The organism is Kitasatospora sp. NBC_00374 (assembly GCF_041434935.1).
GTDB lineage: Bacteria > Actinomycetota > Actinomycetes > Streptomycetales > Streptomycetaceae > Kitasatospora.
The window spans coordinates 4,039,130-4,058,396 of sequence record NZ_CP107964.1 but is presented as its reverse complement, the minus strand read 5'-3'; the positions used below and the strand labels follow the sequence as shown (position 1 = coordinate 4,058,396).

20 protein-coding genes and 1 pseudogene are annotated in these 19,267 nt (G+C 74.6%); 11 read left to right on the top strand and 10 right to left on the bottom strand.

The genetic code is table 11. The features are described from left to right. Positions 1 to 195: 195 nt before the first annotated feature. Positions 196 to 732, bottom strand: coding sequence for a DinB family protein (locus OG871_RS18215; protein ID WP_371497880.1), 537 nt, complete (start codon positions 730 to 732; stop codon positions 196 to 198). A 173-nt stretch (positions 733 to 905) separates the two neighbouring features. Here OG871_RS18215 and OG871_RS18210 point away from each other — a divergent pair, with 173 nt between their 5' ends. After that, a complete protein-coding gene (locus OG871_RS18210; protein WP_371497879.1) occupies positions 906 to 4,013 on the top strand; it encodes a DEAD/DEAH box helicase in 3,108 nt (1,035 codons plus the stop codon). A 2-nt stretch (positions 4,014 to 4,015) separates the two neighbouring features. Next, positions 4,016 to 4,267 carry a hypothetical protein gene (locus tag OG871_RS18205; protein ID WP_371497878.1) on the top strand — a complete coding sequence of 84 codons (252 nt, stop codon included), beginning with the start codon at positions 4,016 to 4,018 and terminating at the stop codon, positions 4,265 to 4,267. Between the two features lie 7 nt (positions 4,268 to 4,274). On the opposite strand, the gene OG871_RS18200 is transcribed toward OG871_RS18205, so the two are convergent. The 3 genes from OG871_RS18200 to OG871_RS18190 all read right to left on the bottom strand — a co-directional run bounded on the left by OG871_RS18200 (position 4,275) and on the right by OG871_RS18190 (position 5,982). Next, positions 4,275 to 5,102, bottom strand: coding sequence for an alpha/beta fold hydrolase (locus OG871_RS18200; protein WP_371497877.1), 828 nt, complete (start codon positions 5,100 to 5,102; stop codon positions 4,275 to 4,277). A 131-nt stretch (positions 5,103 to 5,233) separates the two neighbouring features. After that, positions 5,234 to 5,596 (bottom strand): phosphotransferase, encoded by a 363-nt coding sequence (locus OG871_RS18195; RefSeq protein ID WP_371503351.1) that lies wholly within the window; start codon positions 5,594 to 5,596, stop codon positions 5,234 to 5,236. Then, positions 5,593 to 5,982 carry a cupin domain-containing protein gene (locus tag OG871_RS18190; RefSeq protein ID WP_371497876.1) on the bottom strand — a complete coding sequence of 130 codons (390 nt, stop codon included), beginning with the start codon at positions 5,980 to 5,982 and terminating at the stop codon, positions 5,593 to 5,595. The genes OG871_RS18195 and OG871_RS18190 overlap by 4 nt, the downstream gene beginning before the upstream one ends. Positions 5,983 to 6,033: 51 nt before the next feature. Between OG871_RS18190 and OG871_RS18185 the strand changes: the two genes are divergently transcribed. Beyond that, positions 6,034 to 7,005: a helix-turn-helix domain-containing protein gene (locus tag OG871_RS18185; RefSeq protein WP_371497875.1), complete on the top strand. Its 972-nt coding sequence runs from the start codon at positions 6,034 to 6,036 to the stop codon at positions 7,003 to 7,005. A gap of 59 nt (positions 7,006 to 7,064) precedes the next feature. Here OG871_RS18185 and OG871_RS18180 read toward each other — a convergent pair whose 3' ends face one another. Together OG871_RS18180 and OG871_RS18175 are read right to left on the bottom strand one after the other, a co-directional pair. Continuing rightward, positions 7,065 to 7,514 carry a hypothetical protein gene (locus tag OG871_RS18180; protein ID WP_371497874.1) on the bottom strand — a complete coding sequence of 150 codons (450 nt, stop codon included), beginning with the start codon at positions 7,512 to 7,514 and terminating at the stop codon, positions 7,065 to 7,067. Next, positions 7,511 to 7,990 (bottom strand): hypothetical protein, encoded by a 480-nt coding sequence (locus OG871_RS18175; RefSeq protein WP_371497873.1) that lies wholly within the window; start codon positions 7,988 to 7,990, stop codon positions 7,511 to 7,513. The genes OG871_RS18180 and OG871_RS18175 overlap by 4 nt, the downstream gene beginning before the upstream one ends. Before the next feature lie 39 nt (positions 7,991 to 8,029). Here OG871_RS18175 and OG871_RS18170 point away from each other — a divergent pair, with 39 nt between their 5' ends. After that, on the top strand, positions 8,030 to 8,989 hold the full coding sequence (locus OG871_RS18170; RefSeq protein WP_371497872.1) for a helix-turn-helix transcriptional regulator: 960 nt from the start codon (positions 8,030 to 8,032) through the stop codon (positions 8,987 to 8,989). A gap of 36 nt (positions 8,990 to 9,025) precedes the next feature. Beyond that, positions 9,026 to 9,556, top strand: coding sequence for a GNAT family N-acetyltransferase (locus tag OG871_RS18165; RefSeq protein WP_371497871.1), 531 nt, complete (start codon positions 9,026 to 9,028; stop codon positions 9,554 to 9,556). 12 nt (positions 9,557 to 9,568) lie between these two features. Here OG871_RS18165 and OG871_RS18160 read toward each other — a convergent pair. Then, positions 9,569 to 9,900 (bottom strand): annotated as a pseudogene (locus OG871_RS18160) (DoxX family protein). A 217-nt stretch (positions 9,901 to 10,117) separates the two neighbouring features. Here OG871_RS18160 and OG871_RS18155 point away from each other — a divergent pair. The 3 genes from OG871_RS18155 to OG871_RS18145 all read left to right on the top strand — a co-directional run bounded on the left by OG871_RS18155 (position 10,118) and on the right by OG871_RS18145 (position 11,717). Then, positions 10,118 to 10,507 carry a helix-turn-helix domain-containing protein gene (locus OG871_RS18155; RefSeq protein WP_371497870.1) on the top strand — a complete coding sequence of 130 codons (390 nt, stop codon included), beginning with the start codon at positions 10,118 to 10,120 and terminating at the stop codon, positions 10,505 to 10,507. Between the two features lie 67 nt (positions 10,508 to 10,574). Next, on the top strand, positions 10,575 to 11,132 hold the full coding sequence (locus OG871_RS18150; RefSeq protein WP_371497869.1) for a hypothetical protein: 558 nt from the start codon (positions 10,575 to 10,577) through the stop codon (positions 11,130 to 11,132). A gap of 255 nt (positions 11,133 to 11,387) precedes the next feature. Beyond that, positions 11,388 to 11,717 (top strand): DUF2516 family protein, encoded by a 330-nt coding sequence (locus tag OG871_RS18145; RefSeq protein WP_371503350.1) that lies wholly within the window; start codon positions 11,388 to 11,390, stop codon positions 11,715 to 11,717. 177 nt (positions 11,718 to 11,894) lie between these two features. Here the strand turns inward: OG871_RS18145 and OG871_RS18140 are convergent, their stop codons facing one another. Continuing rightward, the gene (locus OG871_RS18140; protein ID WP_371497868.1) at positions 11,895 to 13,535 is read right to left on the bottom strand and encodes a PP2C family protein-serine/threonine phosphatase; all 1,641 of its coding nucleotides are present in this window, start codon (positions 13,533 to 13,535) and stop codon (positions 11,895 to 11,897) included. Positions 13,536 to 13,749: 214 nt separating this feature from the next. Here OG871_RS18140 and OG871_RS18135 point away from each other — a divergent pair, with 214 nt between their 5' ends. After that, positions 13,750 to 14,289, top strand: coding sequence for an O-acetyl-ADP-ribose deacetylase (locus OG871_RS18135; RefSeq protein WP_371497867.1), 540 nt, complete (start codon positions 13,750 to 13,752; stop codon positions 14,287 to 14,289). A gap of 300 nt (positions 14,290 to 14,589) precedes the next feature. Here OG871_RS18135 and OG871_RS18130 read toward each other — a convergent pair whose 3' ends face one another. After that, complete coding sequence (locus OG871_RS18130; protein ID WP_371497866.1) at positions 14,590 to 15,414, bottom strand: class I SAM-dependent methyltransferase; 825 nt, start codon at positions 15,412 to 15,414, stop codon at positions 14,590 to 14,592. Positions 15,415 to 15,847: 433 nt separating this feature from the next. Here OG871_RS18130 and mshA point away from each other — a divergent pair, with 433 nt between their 5' ends. Together mshA and OG871_RS18120 are read left to right on the top strand one after the other, a co-directional pair. After that, positions 15,848 to 17,197 (top strand): D-inositol-3-phosphate glycosyltransferase, encoded by a 1,350-nt coding sequence (gene mshA / locus OG871_RS18125; RefSeq protein ID WP_371503349.1) that lies wholly within the window; start codon positions 15,848 to 15,850, stop codon positions 17,195 to 17,197. Positions 17,198 to 17,291: 94 nt separating this feature from the next. Continuing rightward, positions 17,292 to 17,858, top strand: coding sequence for a YbjN domain-containing protein (locus tag OG871_RS18120; protein ID WP_371497865.1), 567 nt, complete (start codon positions 17,292 to 17,294; stop codon positions 17,856 to 17,858). Between the two features lie 47 nt (positions 17,859 to 17,905). Here the strand turns inward: OG871_RS18120 and OG871_RS18115 are convergent, their stop codons facing one another. Continuing rightward, a complete protein-coding gene (locus tag OG871_RS18115; RefSeq protein WP_371497864.1) occupies positions 17,906 to 19,189 on the bottom strand; it encodes an MDR family MFS transporter in 1,284 nt (427 codons plus the stop codon). Positions 19,190 to 19,267 lie beyond the last annotated feature (78 nt).

Below are 19,267 nucleotides of genomic sequence, written 5' to 3'. Positions count from 1 at the left end.
TGATGGCTCCACCATAGACCCGATTCGTTCAATGTTCAACCACTCGGTGGGCTCGGTGTCGGCGACTCGTCTCGACCGCTCGCTTCGACCGCTCGCTTCGACCGCTCGCTTCGGCCACTCGCGTGCCGGCCTTCCGGAACGCGGTGCCGCGCGCCGGCTGGCGGCCCTTCCCGGCAGGGCCGCCGGCCGGTCCCGTCAGGCCGCGGAGGTCTCGTCGACCAGCTCGAAAGCGGTCTTCCCGTCGATCGTCTCGCGGATGATGTCCGCGTGGCCGGCATGCCGGGCGCCCTCCTGGATCAGGTGCAGCAGCACCCAGCGGGCCGTGCGGCGGCTGTTCGGCGGGAACCAGGGCGCGACCGGCAGCGGGAAGTCCACCTCCAGGTCGGGCAGCGACCGGACGGCCTTCTCGGTCTCCGCCGCGACCTGCTCGTACGTCTCCAGCCAGGCCGCCAGCGTCTCGCCCTCGGCCAGTCGGTACTCGTCCGCCCAGTTGTTCTCGTCGCGGGCGTTGTCGGTGCCCAGCCCCATCAGGTTGTCGGCGATCCAGAACCGCTCGCAGCGCGCCGCGTGCTTGATCAGCACGGTCAGCGAGAGGGCGCTGACGGACGGGGTGCTCGCCGCCTGCTCCTCGGTCAGGCCGTGCACCGCGCGGCGCAGCCCGCCGCGCTGGGCGGCCAGGAAGGAGAGCAGGGCCTCGCGCTCGTCGGTCTCGGCGTTCACCAGGGTGGGCATGTCGATCGCCTTTCGTCGGCTCCGGAAATCACCGGTCGGCGGGCGGCCCGATCGGCCGCCCCTCGCTCTCGGTGGTACCGACGCTATCGGCGAATGCGGACAGCTTCGGTCCTCGATTCCCGGTCGATCGACGCCCTAAGGTGAAACGGACCGCCCCCGACGGAAGGCCCCGGATGTACGCCCTGCACGCGATCTGGCGCTTCGACGGCCGCCTCGCGCTGTGGGCCGAGGACGCGCACGCCTTCCGTACCGCCCGGGCCGAGTCCGGCAGCCGCGCCCACCCCTACGCCTGCCCCGCCGCCACCGTGGCTCAGCTGCTCGGCGGCATCGCCCCGAGCCTCGGCTGGCTCGCCGACCAGGGTGCCGAACGCTGGACCGGCCTGCGCCTGCCCACCCTCGGCGGCCGGCCCGCGCCCTCCCCGGACCTGCCCGTCGGCGTCACCACCGGCCCGGTCCCACTGGCCGCCTGGCGTGTCCCCGGCCTGCTCTTCGAACCCGCCGAGGCCGCCCAGCTGCTCGGCGGCCTCTACGACCCGCGCTGGGCCGGCGCCACCGCCGAACTGCCCGGCACCGGCCCGGTCGAGGTCGCCTACGGCGCTTCCCTGCGCTGGCTGACCGCCGTCCACGACCTCGCCTGGCGACTGCTCGGCCGGGGCCTGGTGCTGCCCGTGCTCCGGGAGGAGGACGGCGCCGCGTACGCCCGCTGGCAGGCCGCCCCGGACGCCGCCGCCCGCGAGGAGGCCGCCGCCCTCGCGGCCGGCTGCCCGCCGGTCTGCCGCGCCGAGGACCTCCCCGGGGGCGAACCCGGCGGCCGCGCCCTGCTCGACGCCCTGCTCGACACCCTGGTCGACCAGGAGGCCAGAGCCGCCCTCGCGGACACCGGCCCGCCCGCGGGCGAGGGGCCCACCGAGCAGTGGCTGGCCGCCCTCGCCACCACCGACGGACGCCTCGACACCGCCCCGGCCGGACTGCGCGAACGGCTCGCCGCCTGGTACGGCGAGCGCCCCGAGCACCGCCCGCTGCGGCTGTGCCTGCGCCTGTCCGAACCGCTCGGCCCCGCCGACGACGACCCCGACGGCCTGCCCGCGCTCGACGGCTGGCGACTCGACTTCCTGCTCCAACCGGTCGAACGCCCCTCCCTGGTGGTCACCGCCGCCGACCTGTGGACCAGCGGCCCGGCCGCCGCCGCGCTCACCGCCGCGCTCGCCGACCCCGCGCCGGCCACGGGCGGCGCGGCCGGCACCCCGGCGGCCGACCCCGCGGAGCTCTACCGCGCCGAACTCGAACGCGCCGCCCTGCACCGCCCCGAACTGCGGCCCGCCCTGCGCTCCTCCCGGCCGACCGGCCTCGACCTCGACCGCGCCGGAGCCCTCGACTTCCTGCGCGAGGCCGCCCCCGTCCTCGCCGACGCGGGCTTCGGCGTCCTGCTGCCCGCCTGGTGGCAGCGCCGCCCCCGGCTCGGCCTGCTGCTCACCGCCCGAACGCCGACACCCGGAGCCGTCCAGCACCGGGGAAAGATCGACCGGGACGACGTGCTGGACTTCCGGTGGCAGCTCGCCGTCGGCGAACTCGCCCTCACCCGGCAGGAACTCACCGAACTCGCGGCCGCCCAGCAGGGTCTGGTCCGACTCCGTGGCCAGTGGGTGGAGGTCGACGCCGGACAGATCGCCGCCGCCCTGGACTTCCTCACCCGCCACGGCGCCGGCGTCATCGACACCGCCGAACTGCTGCGCCTCGCCCTCGCCGACGCCACCCCGGTGCCCGGGCTGCCGGTGACCGCCGTGCACGCCGACGGCCCGATCGGCGACCTGCTGGCCGGGAAGGCGGCCGTCGCCGCCCCCGCGCCCGCGCTGCCCGCCGACTTCACCGCCGTCCTGCGCCCCTACCAGGAACGCGGACTGGCCTGGCTGGACGCCCTCGCCCGGCTCGGCCTCGGCGCCGTGCTCGCCGACGACATGGGCCTCGGCAAGACCGTGCAGACCCTCGCCCTGCTCGCCGTCGAGAAGGCCCGCGGCGCGACCGGTCCGACCCTGCTGGTCTGCCCGATGTCGCTGGTCGGGAACTGGCAGCGGGAGACCGCCCGGTTCGCCCCCGCGCTGCGGGTGCACGTCCACCACGGCGCGGACCGCGAACTGCCCGACACCACCGCCGACCTGGTCGTCACCACCTACGGGCTGGTCCAGCGCGACCTGGCCGCCCTCCGGCGCACCCACTGGCGGCGGATCGTCGCCGACGAGGCCCAGCACATCAAGAACAGCGGTGCCGGTCAGTCCCGGGCGATCCGTTCGCTGCGCTCCGGCCCGCGGATCGCCCTGACCGGTACCCCGGTGGAGAACCGGCTGGCCGAGCTGCACGCCATCCTGGACTTCGCCAACCCCGGCCTGTTCGGCAGCGCGGAGTCGTTCAAGGAGCGGTTCGCGATCCCGGTCGAGCAGTCCGGAAACCTCGACGCCGCCGCCCGGCTCCAGCGCCTCACCGGCCCCTTCGTGCTCCGCCGGCACAAGAGCGACCCGGCGGTGGCCGCGGACCTGCCCGCCAAGCAGGAGTTCACCGTGCGGTGCAGCCTCACCGCCGAACAGGCCGGCCTCTACCAGGCGGTGGTCGCCGACCTGCTGGCCAGGCTCCAGGGCATCCGCGGCGTCGAGCGCAAGGGCGCGGTCCTGGCCGCGATCGGCCGGCTGAAGCAGGTCTGCAACCACCCCGCCCACCTGCTGCGCGACGGCTCGGCGCTGGCCGGTCGCTCGGGCAAGCTGGAGCGGCTGGAGGCGCTGCTCACCGAGGCCCTCGCCGAGGGGGACCGGGCGCTGGTCTTCACCCAGTACGCCGAGTTCGGCGCCCGGCTGCAGCCCTACCTGGCGGGCCGGCTCGGCCGGGAGGTGCTGTACCTGCACGGCGGCGTCCCCAAGCGGCAGCGCGACGAGCTGGTCGCCCGCTTCCAGTCGCCCGACGGCCCGCCGGTGTTCCTGCTCTCCCTCAAGGCGGGCGGCACCGGGCTCAACCTCACCGCCGCCAACCAGGTGATCCACCTGGACCGCTGGTGGAACCCCGCCGTCGAGGACCAGGCCACCGACCGGGCGTTCCGGATCGGGCAGCACCGCGACGTCCAGGTCCGCCGGCTGGTCTGCGTCGGCACGGTCGAGGAACGGATCGCCGAACTCATCGAGACCAAGCGGACCCTGGCCCGTACGGTGGTCGGCGAGGGCGAGCAGTGGCTGACCGAACTCCCCGCCGAGCAGCTGCGCGACCTGCTGACCCTGTCGGCCGACGCGATCGGAGAGTGACCATGACCGCACCCCGGCCCGGGGACCGGCCGCTGGCCGACTGCCTGGACGACTTCTGGCGGGGCGACTTCGCCCTGCGGGCCCCGGACGACCCACCGGGTGACCGGCCCGGGGCCCAGGCCGGTTCGGCCCCGCACGGCTCGGCCCTCGACGGCTCGGCCCTGGACGGCCTCGGTCCGTCCGGCATCACGCTGCGCGGGCGCGACCTCGCCGACCTGCTCGCGCCCGCCTACCGCAGGTTCACCGGAAGCTGACGCGTCGTCACAGCGGTCGGTCGAGGAACCCCGCGACGATCGACCGGAACTCCTCCGGCTCCTCCACCCACGGGCGGTGGCCCGACTCCGCCATCACCTCGAGCCGGGCTCGCGGATGGCATGCCGCGACCAGCCGGGCCGGCGCCGTCCCGATCAGCCCGTCCCGACCGCCCGCTACGACCAGCACCGGCATCCCGACCGGACGCGGGGCGCCGGCGCTCGCGTAGAACGCCTCGCGCAGCCACGGCGGTGCGGGCGCGAGGCCGGGAGCGAGCGCCGCCCGCCTGGTCCGCTCGGTCCACCGGCCCCAGAAGAACGGGGTGATCCGCCGGGCCAGCTCCGCCGGATCGCCCCCGCCGAGCCGCAGTTCGGCCTCGGCGGCCGCCGCGTCCGGGTACCAGGGCTCGTCCGCCCGGGCCGCCCGCAGGGCCGCGAGCTCCTCCTCGTCCGGCTCCCGCGCGGCGCGCCCGACGGGGGTGACCAGGACCAGCCGCCCGACCCGGTCGGGGTGGTCGGCGGCGTACCGCTGCGCGGTCAGTGAGCCCGCCGAGTGGCCCAGCAGGTCCAGCGCGTCGAGGCCGAGGTGCCGGCGCAGCGCCTCGACGTCCCGGGCCTGCTCGGCGAACGAGCAGCCCGCCCGGTCGGCAGGCGTCTCGGAGCGCCCGGTGGCGCGGGGGTGGAGCAGGACCAGGGTCCGCTGCGCGTCCAGCCCGCCGAGGTCGCCGAGGTACCCGGCGTCCATGCCCGGGCCACCGGGCAGGGCGACCAGTGCGGGGCCGCTGCCGAGGGTGTCGTACCAGAGCCGGGTGCCGTCGTGGGAGCTGAAGATCGCCATGGCTCAGCAGTATTCGCCGGGCCGCTCGGTGCGATCAACCGGAAAAGTTGTCCCCAGGCTGTGGACGGAGCGGGCCGGCCGGACACGCTCACGAGGCCGTACGGCTTTCCGGGTCCTGCCGGTCATACCAGTCATACCGGTCGAGGAGCAGCCGCAGATACTCCTCCAGTCGGCCGGTCAGCAGGGGGCCGGCAAGGCCGGTCCGGCCGGGTTCGCGCCACGGGACGGCCACCTGCTCCGCGTCGGGGGCTAAAGCCGGTGCGTCCAGCAGCCGCCAGTACAGGTGCGCCGACGTCGACCACCCCGGTGATCCGCGGCCGTCCGGCTGGTCCGGCGAACAGCACGTCGCCAGGATGGAAGTCCCGGTGCAGGAGGCAGCCCCGGTGCGCGGGGGATTCGCGGCGGATCAACTCCACGGCGCGGCACCAGAGTTCCGGCCGCGGTGACCCGCTCACCGGTGCGTGCCGGTTCCGGGTCGACCGCGGGCTCGTCAGCCCAGCGGGTGGCCGGTGGTCGCGTCGACGTGGCCGGGCACCGGGTCGTGGCGGTCCCCGACCGTCGGGGTGCCGGTCGGCTCGAACATCAGGATCGAGGCGCCGCCGGCCGACGACGGCCGGTGCTCCACCCCGCGCGGGACCACGAACACCGACCCCGTGGGCAGCACCACCTCCCGCTCGCCGGCCGCCTCGCGCAGGCCGATCCGCAGCTCGCCGTCCAGGACCAGGAAGAACTCGTCGGTGTCGGTGTGGACGTGCCAGATGTGCTCGCCCGCCACCTTCGCGATCCGGACGTCGTAGTCGTTCACCCGGGTGGCGATGCGCGGGCTCCACAGGGCGTCGAAGGAGGCGAGTGCGGTCCGCAGGTCGATCGGTTCGTTCATGCCGTCATCCTGCGCGTGACCGCCCCCGGTCGCGAGTGCTAGAAATCGCACATGACGCAAGAATCCTCGCACCGGGTGGCCGTCATCGTCGACGAGGGCTCGAACCCCTTCGAGCTGGGCGTCGCCACCGAGCTGTTCGGTCTGCGGCGCCCCGAACTCGACCGGCCCTGGTACGGGTTCACCCTCTGTGCGGCCCGACCCGAGGTCGTCATGCACGGCGGGTTCTTCACCCTCTCCGCGGTGGCGGACCTGTCCGCCGTCGACGCCGCCGACACCGTGATCGTGCCCAACCGGCCCGACCCGCAGGTGCCGCCGTCCGCCGCCGTGCTCGATGCGGTCCGGCGCGCCGCCGGCCGCGGCGCCCGGCTGGTGAGCTTCTGCACCGGCACGTTCACCCTGGCCGCGGCCGGTGCGCTGGACGGCCGCCGCGCCACCACCCACTGGCGCTGGGCACAGCGGTTCGCCTCGATGTACCCGCGGGTGCGCCTGGAGCCGGACGTCCTCTTCGTCGACGACGGTGACGTCCTCACCGCCGCGGGCAGCGCGGCCGCCCTCGACCTCGGGCTGCACCTGATCCGGCGCGACCACGGCGCCGAGGTGGCCAACACGGTGAGCCGCCGGCTGGTGTTCGCCGCCCACCGGGACGGCGGGCAGCGTCAGTTCGTCGAACACCCCGTCCCGGCGGTGCCGGACACCTCGCTCGGGCCGCTGCTCGACTGGGCCCGGGAACGGCTCGACCGGCCGCTCACCGTCGCCGAACTCGCGGACCGGGCCGCCGTCAGCGCGGCCACCCTGCACCGCCGGTTCCGCACCGGGCTCGGCACCACACCGCTGGCCTGGCTCACCGCCGAACGGGTCGCCCTCGCCTGTCGGATGATCGAGCAGGGCGAACTGCGGCTGGAACGGGTGGCCCGGCTCAGCGGTCTGGGCAGCACCGCCAACCTGCGGGCCCAGCTCCGCCGCCGCACCGGCCTCAGCCCCAGCGGATACCGGCGCCGCTTCGGTCCGCCGGCCGAGGGGTGAACGGCGACAGGTGGGAACCGTGGAGCGGCCGCCGAGAGGTGGCGCGCCGTTGAGGCGCGTCAGCGGCGGCTGAGCTCCATGATCCAGTTGGTCAGCCAGGTCGCCCCGCCGTCGGTCGAGAAGGCCTGTTCCCAGCGGGCGGAGTCCTCGGTGACGCCCGACCAGACGAACCGGGCCCGGATCGGCCGGCCCGCGTAGGTGTCGTCGCCGTGGAACTCGCCCCGGCCGCCGGTGAACCGGCCCACGACCGGCGGGAACAGCGTGCCCGTGGTGCTGCTGGACCAGTACAGCGACCACTCCTCGCGCTCGCGGTCGTACAGCCGTACGGTGAGCCCGGCGAAGCCCCGGGTCGGGAACTCGATCTCGTCGAAGCTCGCGCCGCCGCCGAAGTGCCGGGAGGCGCGGGTGACGGCCGGGAACTCCTCCCAGCCGCTCGCCCCGTCGAGGAAGTCGGCCAGCCGGCGGTTGGTGACGTCCCAGGTGCCGACGAGGAAGTCGAAGTCGTTCACGCGCGGTCCCCCGTGGTGCCCTCGGGGAGCGAGTCGGCCAGGTATCCGGCCAGGTCAGGGCGGTCGGGCGCGAGCATGTGCCATACCCAGGCATCGCGTTCGTGCAGGATCGGCGGCAGCTCCCAGACGCACCCGATCAGCGAACGGTCAAGCCGTACGAAGCGGGTCGGGTCGCTGTCCGGGCAGCCCAGCACCGGCTGGCCGGCCGCCGCTCCCGCGAAGTGCAGCACGTTGTCCCAGGCCCAGCTGTACACGTTCAGGTACGCCCCGTCGTCCCCGCCGCGGTGCAGCACCACGAACGCGGCCGGCGGCGTGCCGTCCGGCTCGGGCAGCAGTGCGGGCAGCAGCGCGTACGCCGCCCGCTCCACCGCGGGATCGATCCCGGCCGGGTCGGCCGTGACGTGGTAGCGCTTGACGTGGCGGCCGGCCACCTCGATCGGGGAGGGCACCCGCAGCAGTTTCTCGGTGAAAGCCATGGCTGGACCGTAGGGCCGCTTCACTGACACCTTGTGTCAGTGAAGTCCAGCCGACTGCTGTCGATCCTGCTGCTGCTCCAGACCGGGGGGCGGACCACCGCCGCCCGGCTCGCCGAGGAGCTCGGGGTCTCCGTGCGGACCGTCTACCGCGACGTCGAGGCGCTGCACGCGGCCGGCGTCCCGCTCTACGGGGACGCCGGGCACCGGGGCGGCTACCAGCTGCTCGCCGGGTACCGCACCCGCCTCACCGGGCTCAGCGCCGGGGAGGCGGAGGCACTCTTCCTCTCCGGACTGCCCGGGCCCGCCGACGAGCTCGGCCTCGGCCGGGACCTCGCGGCCGCCCAGCTCAAGCTGCGCGCCGCACTCCCGCCCGAGCTGCGTTGCCATGCCGACCGGATGCGGGCCCGCTTCCACCTCGACGCGCCCGGCTGGTACGCGCAGGACGAGGACGTCCCGCACCTGCCCCAGGTCGCCGACGCGGTGTGGCGCGGCCGGGTGCTCGCCGTCCGCTACCGGCGGTGGAAGGAGCCCACCGATGTCGACCGCCGCCTGGAACCGTACGGCCTGGTGCTCAAGGCCGGCCGCTGGTACCTGGTCGCCGGACCGGGGCCGCGCACCTACCGGGTCGACCAGATTCTCGAACTCGCGCTGTGCGAGGAGGAGTCCGATCCCCCTGCCGACTTCGACCTGGCCGCGTACTGGCGGCGCTCGCAGTCCGAGTTCCACGCCGGGCTGCACCGGGGCGAGGCGGTCGTCCGGCTCTCCGAGCGAGGCGCGGCCGGCCTGACGGGCGCCCCGGCCCGGGCTCTGGCCGACACCGGCATCCGCGAACCGGACGGCTGGATCCGCGCGGTCCTCCCGATCGAGTCCCTCGACCACGCCCACGCGGCGTTCCTCGCCATGGGGGCGGACGTCGAGGTCCTCGGGCCGCCGGAACTCCGCGCCCGCCTGGCCGGGACCGTCCGCGCCCTGGCCACCCGCTACGCCGCCGCGCGCTGATTACCGCCGGGGCCCCGCGTTCGACAGGATGGGCGCATGACCGAAATCCACACCCCCCGACTCCTCCTCCGCCGCTGGAACGACTACGACCTCGCCCCGATGGCGGAGATCAACGCGGACCCGGAGGTCATGCGCTGGATCGGCGACGGCTCCGTGTACGACCTCGAACAGACGGCGGAGGCGATCGAGCGCTGGGAGGAGGAGTGGGACGAGGAGGGATTCGGCCTCTTCGCCGTCGAGCTGCTGGGCTCCGGCGAGCTGATCGGATTCGCGGGCCTGTCCGTCCCCGAGTTCCTGCCGGAGATCATGCCCGCCGTGGAGATCGGCTGGCGCCTCGGCCGGCAGTTCTGGGGCCAGGGGTACGCGTCCGAGGCCGCCCACGCCGCCCTGGAGTTCGCACTGGAGGACCGGGGCCTCGACCGGGTCGTCAGCATCACCCGCGCGGGCAACACCGCCGCCGAGAACGTGATGCACAAGCTCGGCATGGAGCTGGAGCTCGCGACCACCCACCCCGAGTACGGGTTCCCGCTCCGCGTCCACGCCATCGACCTCACCCAGTACGCCTGACGGCTGCGCGGCTCAGCCGGCGTACCCGAGCGCCAGGGCGCCGACCACCGGAGCCGCGTACAGCAGCGGGAACGGGATGTGGGCGTACCGGCGGGCGCGGACCACGGTGACGACGGCGCCGGTGAAGTACAGCACCAGGCCGACCCCCGCCACCGCCCCGACGGCCGGCACGAAAAGGCCGACCAGCAGACCCACCGCCCCCGCGGCCTTGGCCGCACCGAGCCGGGGACGCCGTAGTCGGCTATCGGCTGGACGACCCACGGGGCACGCAGGAAGACGGAGCCGGCCGAGAACCCCGCCATGACAGCGGCCAGGACGGTGACGGCGACATCGGTGGGTGACATCAGAAGTGCTCCTGTCGGGTGTTCGCCGGCGCGCTTGTGCCCCGGCCGCGGTCTCGTGTTGCTCACTCCTATGACCCTTGGCGGCGCCCCGATGTGACAGGTGGTCGAAGGCGATCTGCGGCACAGCGGCACCGGGCGACGAGACGTCGCCGCCGCCGCGGTTGCTGTTGCTAGCACCTTGCTTGCAATTGCAAGCGCTCGGGTGCAGACTTCGGACATGGCCTCACTCAACGTCGGCTCGCTCGGCGAGTACATCCGGGAGCAGCGGCGCAACGCGCAGTACTCGCTGCGGCAGCTCGCGGATGCCGCCGGCGTGTCCAACCCGTACCTCAGCCAGATCGAGCGCGGGCTGCGCAAGCCGAGTGCGGAGATCCTTCAGCAGATCGCGAAGGCGCTGCGGATCTCGGCCGAGACGCTGTACGTGCAGGCCGGGATTCTTGAGGAGCGGCACGGGGACGCCCCCGGGCTGCGGGTCGCGATCCTGGCGGACCCGCTGATCAGCGAGCGCCAGAAGCAGGCGCTGCTGGCGGTCTACGAGGCCTTCCTCAAGGAGAACCGCGAGAGTGCCGAGCCGGCCGCGGACAAAGCCGCCGAGACCGGCGGCTGACCGCGCCCGTCCCCACAGACTTTCCACCGGCCCCGCCGGGCCGTCCATGCACACAGGAGGACCGGACATGCCCATCACCGACGAGATCAAGAAGACCCTCACCGACCCGACCCCGCTCTACGCGCTGGCCGGCGCCGGTGACCTCGCCTACGAGAAGCTGCGCGAGGTGCCCGGCCGGGTCGAGGAGCTGGCCTCGGACCGCAAGGCCGCCCAGGAGAAGGCCGCCGCGCGGCTGCAGGAGGCCCAGGCCGCGCTGGCGGGCGCCCAGGCGAAGGTGACCGAGACCGTCAACACCCTGCCGACCGACCTCAAGGGTCTCCAGGAGAAGGCGCAGACCTTCGCGCTCCAGCAGGTCGGCCGGGCCGCCGAGCTCGCGGTCAAGGCCATGGAGGCCTACGAGGAGCTGGCCGTCCGCGGCAAGTCCGTCGTGGAGAAGGGCCGCGCCGGTGCGGCCGAGGCCGACGGCCGTCCGGCCGAGGTGACCGAGGTCGTGGTGGACATCGCGGCCGGTGCCACGGCCGAGGAGACCGTCGAGGGCGAGCTGGTGGACGAGGCGGCCGCCGAGCAGAACGCCACCCCGACGAAGAAGCCGGGCCGGGCCCGGAAGTCCGGCACCGACAAGTAGTCACGACCAAGTAGTCACGACCGGCCTGACCGGGTCCGCCCCGGGCCTGACCCGCCGGCCCCTGAGCCCGACCGGCCGATGTGCCTGACGTGCCCGGTGTGCCCGACGTGCCCGAGCGGGCACATCCGGCCGTCCCGGTCCGTTGACACCGGTGAGCCCGGCCCGTCGTGCCACGATGGAGGGGGCCGCCGGCGTCGGCCGTACCCGGGCGAGGCCCGAGCCGATCCGGCAGTGAGGAGACCCGCAGTGCAGCAGATTCTGCTCTTCGACGTCCTGAACCCGTTCTGGTGGCTTGCCGTCGCGATCATCGGCTTCAAGCTGTTCGCTCTGGTCGACGCCGCGACCAGGCGCGAGGACGCGTACCGGGCCGCAGGCAAGAAGACCAAGCCGTTCTGGCTGGTCGTGCTCGGCCTGTCGCTCGGTCTCGACCTGCTGCTCGGCGCCAACGTCATCACCGGCTTCCTCACCCTGATCGGGCTGGTGGCATCGATCGTGTACATGGTCGACGTCCGGCCCGCGATCAAGGAGCTGACGGACGGTCGGGGCGGTGGCCGACGGAACACCGGCCCGTACGGCCCCTGGTAACACCCCCGGTAGCACCCGAAAGGGGCGGGCCGAACACGGGACGGACGAGCGAGACGCCCGGACTCGGGACACCGGATCACGAGTCACACGGAGGGCGGCAGCCGACAGGCTGCCGCCCTCCGCGCCGTCCCGAGGCCCGAGTGAGGCGCGGGTTCGGCTCGGCCGCGGCAGTCGCGCTCAGCCCATGATCACCGGGATCGGGTTGCGTTCCAGCAGCAGCACCGCGACGTCGTCGGTCAGCGCCCCGCCATTGAGCTCCTCGACCTCGGCGATGGCGCTGTCGACCAGGCGGCCCCGGCTCAGACCGGCCGCCTGGTGGTCGGCGACCAGGTCGATCAGGCCGTCCTGACCGAGCCTGCGCGAGCCGGCGCCGACCCGACCCTCGACCAGGCCGTCGGTGTAGAGCAGCAGCCGCCAACCCGGCTGCAGCTCCAACTCCTGGGCGGGCCACACCGACTCGCCGTCGGTGCAGGGCAGGAGGCCGAGCGCCGGACCGGCCTGGTCGGCCGGAAGCAACGCGGGCCGCTGCCCCGGGCCGAGCAGCAGCGGCGCGGGGTGCCCGGCCAGGAACAGCCGGGCGCGGTCGCCGGGCTCCGGCCGCTCGGCCCGGTCCGGGTCGGCCTCGGCGTGTACCGGGGGAGACAGGACCAGCATGCAGAGGGTCGCGAAGATCTCGTCGCTGCGCCGCTCGTGTTCCAGGACGTGCTGCAGGGTGGTGAGCAGGGCCTGCCCCGTGAGACCGGCGAAGACCAGCGTCCGCCACGCTATCCGCAGCGCGACGCCCAGGGCGGCTTCGTCCGGGCCGTGGCCGCAGACGTCGCCGATCACCACGTGGACGGTGCCGTCGTCCGTCCGGACCGCGTCGTAGAAGTCCCCGCCGAGCAGGGCCCGCCGGCGGCCCGGCCGGTAGCGGCGGGTGAAGGCCAGCCCGGCGCCGTCGAGCAGCGGGGTGGGGAGCAGGTGACGCTGCAGGCGGGCGTTCTCCTGGCCTCGGAGTTCGGCCTCCACCAGACGGCGCTGGGACTCGTCGGCCCGCTTGCGTTCGACGGCGTAGCGCACGGCCCGCGCCAGCAGCGGCCCGTCGGTCTCGTGCTTGATCAGGAAGTCCTGGGCGCCCGCGGCCACCGCGGCGGCACCCAGTTCGGCGCCGGCCGCGTCGGTCAGCACCACCACGGCGGTGTGCGGGGCGCGGCGCAGCAGTTCGCGCAGCCCGTCCAGCCCGTCGGGGCCGCCGTCGGAGCCGCTGTCTGGGCCGCCGTCCCCTTCGGTGGGCGCCAGGTGACCCGGGCAGCCCGGGGCGGCCAGGTCGAGCAGGACGCAGGCGAACCCGCCGATGGGCAGCCGCTCGCCGCCCTGGCGCTGGGCTCCGCGGCGGGCTGCCGCGGGCGTCGAGGAGAGCAGCGCCGCGGCCTGCTCGACCCCACGGGCCCAGTGCAGTTGGACGTTGGCCCCGCTCTCGGCCACCAGCGTCCTGATCAGCTCGATGTCGGAGGGGCCGTCCTCGATCACCAGCAGGTGGGCGGGCGCCTCGGCGTTCGCCTCCGTGCGACGGTTCGCCGCGGGGGAGGCGGTGGGGCCACCGGGCGGACGGGAGGAATCCGCGCGGGCCCGGGGGTGCGGTATGGGCGTCCCGGTGCCAGGCTCGGGAACGTGGTCGCGGTACGTGTGCACGGCTGTCGTCCGCTTCCCGGAGCGGCCGATCGCGGGTGCGGTGCCGGCTGCGGAGCCCGGCCGGTGTACGGCGGTGGCGGCGGCGTCATCGGCAGTACCGGCGGCGCCGCCGGTAGCGGACGCCCGCCCGTCTCCCGTTGCGGGCATTGGTCGGTCCTCCCTTTCCCCGACTGGCCAACGGCTGAGGTCCGTGTGCAGTGCCCGCCTGGCACCGCCGGTCGGGGAGCTTCTCGCGACCATAACGTGATCTCCGGGGATTTCTCTGACCGAGCGCCGACGGTGTGGTTATTGCCACGCTCTGGGGTGGTGTCGGGGGTACGGTGTGGGCCCTCGTGTGGGGGCTGACGGGAGGTTCGGTGGGGTGATGCGGATCACGCTGGTGCAGGGTGACATCACGGAGCAGCAGGTGGACGTGGTCGTCAACGCGGCCAACTCCTCGCTGCTGGGCGGTGGTGGAGTGGACGGGGCGATCCACCGCAAGGGCGGACCGGAGATCCTGGCCGACTGCCGCAGGCTGCGTGACTCGCACTACGGCCGGGGCCTGGACGCCGGCCGGGCCGTGGTGACCGGGGCCGGCCGGCTGCCAGCCCGCTGGGTGGTGCACACCGTGGGACCGGTCTACTACCCGGCTGCCTACGAGCAGCGGGCCGAACTGCTGGCCTCCTGTTATCGGGAGTCGCTGCGGCTGGCAGCGGAACTGGGCGCGCGCACGGTGGCTTTTCCGGCGATCTCGACCGGGGTGTACCGGTGGCCGATGGAGGACGCGGCGCGTATCGCCCTCGCGGCGGTGGCTGAGTCTTCGGAGTCTGCTGAGGCGGCCGGGCTGGCCGAGGTGCGGTTCGTGCTCTTCGGTGTGGAGGCGTACGAGATCTTCGAGCGGGTGCAGCGTGAATCGGCGTGAATCGATGTGAATCGATGTGAAGCAGCGAGGAAGCAGAGCAGCGTGAGTCGGTAGCAGCAGAGGAGCCGGCCGCGGCCGACGGCATCTCGACGCCCTGTTCGGCGGCTCGTGCGACTGCCCCCATGGTGGCGTGACGGGGCGTCAACACGCCAGAGGAATTCGATAACTCGTTCGAGTGAATCGCGGACTCGGCACGGCGCCCGCACATCCGCCCACCTGCCCGGTCCCCGGGGTGCCGGGTCCCGGCCCGCTCACCCGGGCCCGCCGACCCCGGCCCGCCCCGGCGGGACCGCGGCCGCGCTACGGGGCCAGCGCCGACCACTCCACCGTGACCTCGCCCTGCCGCCAGCGCCCCCGGGCATCGACCAGCGGCCAGCTGCCGGCCAGGGCCCGGCACGCCGCCACCCACCGCTGGCGCGCGCCGAACGCGCCGTACGGCGCCGCGGCGGCCCACGCCCGGTCGAAGTCCGTCAGGAACGTATGCACGGGCCGCCCCGGCACGTTGTGGTGGATCAAGGCCTTGGGCAGCCGTTCGGCCAGGTCGGAGGGGTGGTCCAGGGTGGCCAGCCGGGCTGCGAAGGTCACCGTCCTGGGGCCCTCGGGGCCGAGCGCCACCCAGACGTGCCGCCGCCCGATCTCGTCGCAGGTGCCCTCGACCAGCAGTCCGTCCGGAGTCAGCCGCCCGCACAGCCGCTCCCAGACCGCGGCCACCTCCCACTCCTCGTACTGCCGTAGCACGTTGGCCGCCCGGATCAGCTCCGCGGAGCCGCCGTCCAGCGGCACCTCGAAGCCGCCGCGCCGGAAGGTGAGCAGCGGAGGATCGGCGTACGGCAGCGCCGCCGCCACGCGTTCGGGCTCGATCTCGATGCCCACCACCCGGGTGTCGGGGCGGACCGCCCGGAGTCGCGTGGACAGCTCGACGGCCGTCCAGGGGGCGGCGCCGTAGCCGAGGTCGACGGCCACCGGTGGCCGGTCGGCGCCGAGGAGCGTCCGGCCGAGGGTGTGGGCGATCCAGCGGTCCATCCGGCGGAGCCGGTTGGTGTTGGTGGTGCCGCGGGTGACCGTCCCGACCGGGCGGGCGGAGCGTGCCCCACGGGCGGCGGGCGAGTCGGACGAGGCGGCCATCCCCGCAGCCTACGCGGCGACCGCCGGGTCGCCGGACCCACCGCCCGCGGGCCCGTCCCCCGCCCGCCGACGGCCCGCGGCCCGCCCACGGGCCGTCGGCGGGGCCGCCTTCGCCACCCCACGGATCCACGGCCGTGCCCCGCCCCCGCCTGCCAAACCCCCGTGCGGCCCCGGCAGGACCCTGCGAAGGCCCGAGCGATCTCGGTGGCCCGGGCGGGAATAGCCGTCACCGATGCCACGGTTGTCACTCTGGACGTGTGCCCGCCCGGAGCCACCGGCCCCGGGCGTTCGCGTGCGACGGAACCGTGCAACGGAGCGCGGCCGCCGCCCACCGGCATGCGCGCCAGCCAGTACCGACCGGGGAGCACGAGGAGGCATCAGCCAGGTGACCCAGCACCCCGCACGGGCCGCGGCCCGACGCGACAGGCTCACGCTGCCGTCGACCCGAAACCGGCTCCAGTCGCTGGTGGGCGGCCGAGCCCGCCGCCCCCGGCGGATCGCGATGCTCAGTGTGCACACCTCCCCGCTGCACCAGCCCGGCACCGGCGACGCGGGCGGTATGAACGTCTACATCGTCGAGCTCGCCAAGCGCCTCGCCGAGCTGAACATCGAGGTCGAGGTCTTCACCCGGGCGGTCAGCTCCGAGGACGCGCCCACCGTCCAGCTCGCCCCCGGTGTGCTGGTCCGGCACGTCACCGCGGGCCCGTACGAGGGCCTGATCAAGGAGGACCTGCCCGCACAGCTGTGCGCCTTCACCCACGGCGTGCTGCGCACCGAGGCCGGCCACCGCCCGGGCCACTACGACCTGGTCCACTCGCACTACTGGCTGTCCGGACAGGTCGGCTGGCTGGCCGCCGAGCGCTGGGGCGTGCCGCTGGTGCACACCATGCACACCATGGCGAAGGTGAAGAACGCGGCGCTCGCCGAGGGCGACACCCCGGAGCCCCCGGCCCGGGTGATCGGTGAGACCCAGGTGGTCGAGGCCGCCGACCGGCTGATCGCCAACACGGCCGAGGAGGCCGCCGAGCTCTCCCACCACTACGGGGCCCGCCCGGCCCAGCTCGCCGTCGTCCACCCCGGGGTCAACCTCGACGTGTTCCGGCCCGCCGGCCCCGACCGGACCCCCGGCGCCCGGGGCCGGCACGAGGCCAGGGCGGCGCTGGGGCTGCCGCAGGACGCTTCGGTGCTGCTCTTCGCCGGCCGGATACAGCCGCTCAAGGCGCCCGACGTGCTGCTGCGCGCCGTCGGCGTGCTCCTGGAGCGCGAGCCGCAGCTGCGCGAGCGGCTGGTGGTGCCGGTCGTCGGCGGCCCCTCGGGCACCGGCCTCGCGCGTCCGGAGAGTCTGCACAAGCTCGCCGCCCAGCTGGGCATCTCGGACGTGGTCCGGTTCTGTCCGCCGGTCGGGCAGGCGCAGCTGGCGGACTGGTACCGGGCGGCCACCGCGCTGGTGATGCCCTCGTACAGCGAGTCCTTCGGCCTGGTCGCCCTAGAGGCGCAGGCCTGCGGCACCCCGGTGGTGGCGGCGGCCGTCGGCGGGCTCCCGGTCGCCGTCCGGGACGGCGTCACCGGCACGCTGGTGGACGGCCACGACCCGCAGGACTGGGCGCGGGCCCTGCGTCCGTACGTCACGGATCCCGAGCTCACGGCCCGGCAGGGGCAGGCCGCGGCCCGGCACGCGGCCGGCTTCGGCTGGGCCACGGCCGCCGCGGCCACGGCCGAGGTGTACTCGGGTGCGCTCGCCCGCCCGGACGTCCGTACCGGCGCGCGGCTGCGCTTCGCCTGACCGCGCGCGACGGCACCCGGGCGCCCGGGCCTGTCCGGCCCGCCCGGGCCTGTCCGGCTGCGCACCGCCTCTACCGCCGAGTAACGTCAGCCCCATGGCAATCCGCACCAAGGACGAGTCGCTCACTCTGCTGCGCACCGCGCTCGACGAGGCCGGCGTGGCCTGGGAACAGGCCGTCACCGACCCGTACACGCTGGTGGCCACCCTTCCGGGCAACCGGAAGCTGTCCACCACCTGCGCGCTGCGGGTCGGTGACCACACGCTGTCGGTCAACGCCTTCGTGGTCCGCCGGCCCGACGAGAACCACGAGGCCGTCTACCGGTGGCTGCTGGAGCGCAACGCCCGGCTGTACGGCGTCGCGTACGCCGTCGACGCGCTCGGCGACGTCTACCTGGCCGGCCGGCTGCCGCTGGAGGCGTTGACCCCGGACGCGGTGGACCGCCTGCTCGGCACCGTCCTGCAGAACGCCGACGAGCCCTTCAACACCCTGCTCGAACTCGGCTTCGCGACCGCGATCCGGCGCGAGTGGGAGTGGCGCACCAAGCGCGGCGAGTCCACCCGCAATCTGGAGGCCTTCGCGCACCTGGCCGCCCCGCCGCGGGCCGCCGACGCGGACGCGGACGCCGGCGACACCGACGCAGCAGCGCCCCGTCCGGAGTGACCCGGCCGGAGTGACGGGGCCCGAGTGACCCGGGCCGCGCCGGCCGGCTAGGACGCGACCGGGATCCTGGCGTCCGTGGGCTCCGCGACCGCCGCCGGCGCCGCCACGGGCTGCCGTCCGACCCGCAGGAACGCGGCGGCGGCCACCGTCCCGCACACGCCGCAGGCCGTCCAGACCACCGTGCTGCCCGCGTGCTGGAGCAGGTAGCCGCCGGCCGCCGGCCCGAGGAAGGACGCCAGCGACCAGGACAGCGAGTGGACGCCCTGGTAGCGTCCGCGGGCCCGGGCCGGGGAGAGCTCGGCGACCAGGCCCATCATGGTCGGCGCGGCCATGATCTCGCCGATCGTCCAGACCGCCACGGTGAAGGCGAAGAAGCCGGCGGACGAGCCGGCCAGCGCGGTCAGTCCGAAGCCCCAGCCGGTCAGCAGCGCACTCGCGACCAGCAGCGCCGTCCGGCTGCGGCCCTCCATGAGCTTGCCCATCGGCAGCTGGAGCAGCACGATCAGCAGCCCGTTCAGGCCGATGACCAGCCCGTACCGGGTGGTCGAGATGCCGGCTCGGCCCATGTCGACCGCCAGGGTGGTGCTGCCCTGCTGGGCGACCAGGGCCAGCAGCAGGTTGACCCCGACCAGAGCCATGAACCGGCCGTCCCGGAACACCGTGCCCAGTCCGATCCGCGGCTCCGCCGGGCCGGCGGCGGAGCCGCGGGCGGCGCCTGCGTGCCCGGCGGTCTCGGGCCGGGTCTCGGGGACACGGACGAACACCACCACGGCGCACATCAGCGTGGAGAGCGCGTCCAGCAGGAAGAGCGCGAGGTAGCCGTGGGTGGCGATCAGCCCGGCGACCGCGGCGGAGACGCCGAAGCCGATGTTGATCGCCCAGTAGTTCAACGAGTACGCCCGGACCCGGTCCTCGGCCGGCACCAGGTCGGCGATCATCGCCGAGACGGCGGGCCGCGAGGCGTTGCCGGCCAGGCCGACCAGGAAGGCGACCGCGGCGATCGCCGCCGGCCCGTCCGCGAAGCCGAGCGCCGCCGTGAAGAGCGCCGTCGCCACCTGTGCCACGACCAGGGTCGGACGCCGCCCGAGCCGGTCCGCGAGCACCCCGCCGCCGAGCGAGGAGATCGCCGAGCCGAGCCCGAACAGGCCCGCCACCATGCCCGCGTACGAGGCCGGGTAGCCGCGCTCGACGGTCAGGTAGAGCGCCAGGTAGGTGACCACGAAACCGCCGAGCCGGTTCACCAGGGTGGAGATCCACAGCCACCAGAAGGCCGGGGGCAGACCGCCCACGGCTTCCGCGAGGGTGGCGCGCAGGCGGGTGGGTGCGGGCAACGGGTACTCCCGGTCGGCAGGCTGCCGACCTGGCGGAACACGGTGAACCGCTCAGCGGGCAGAAGATGTGCAGTAAGT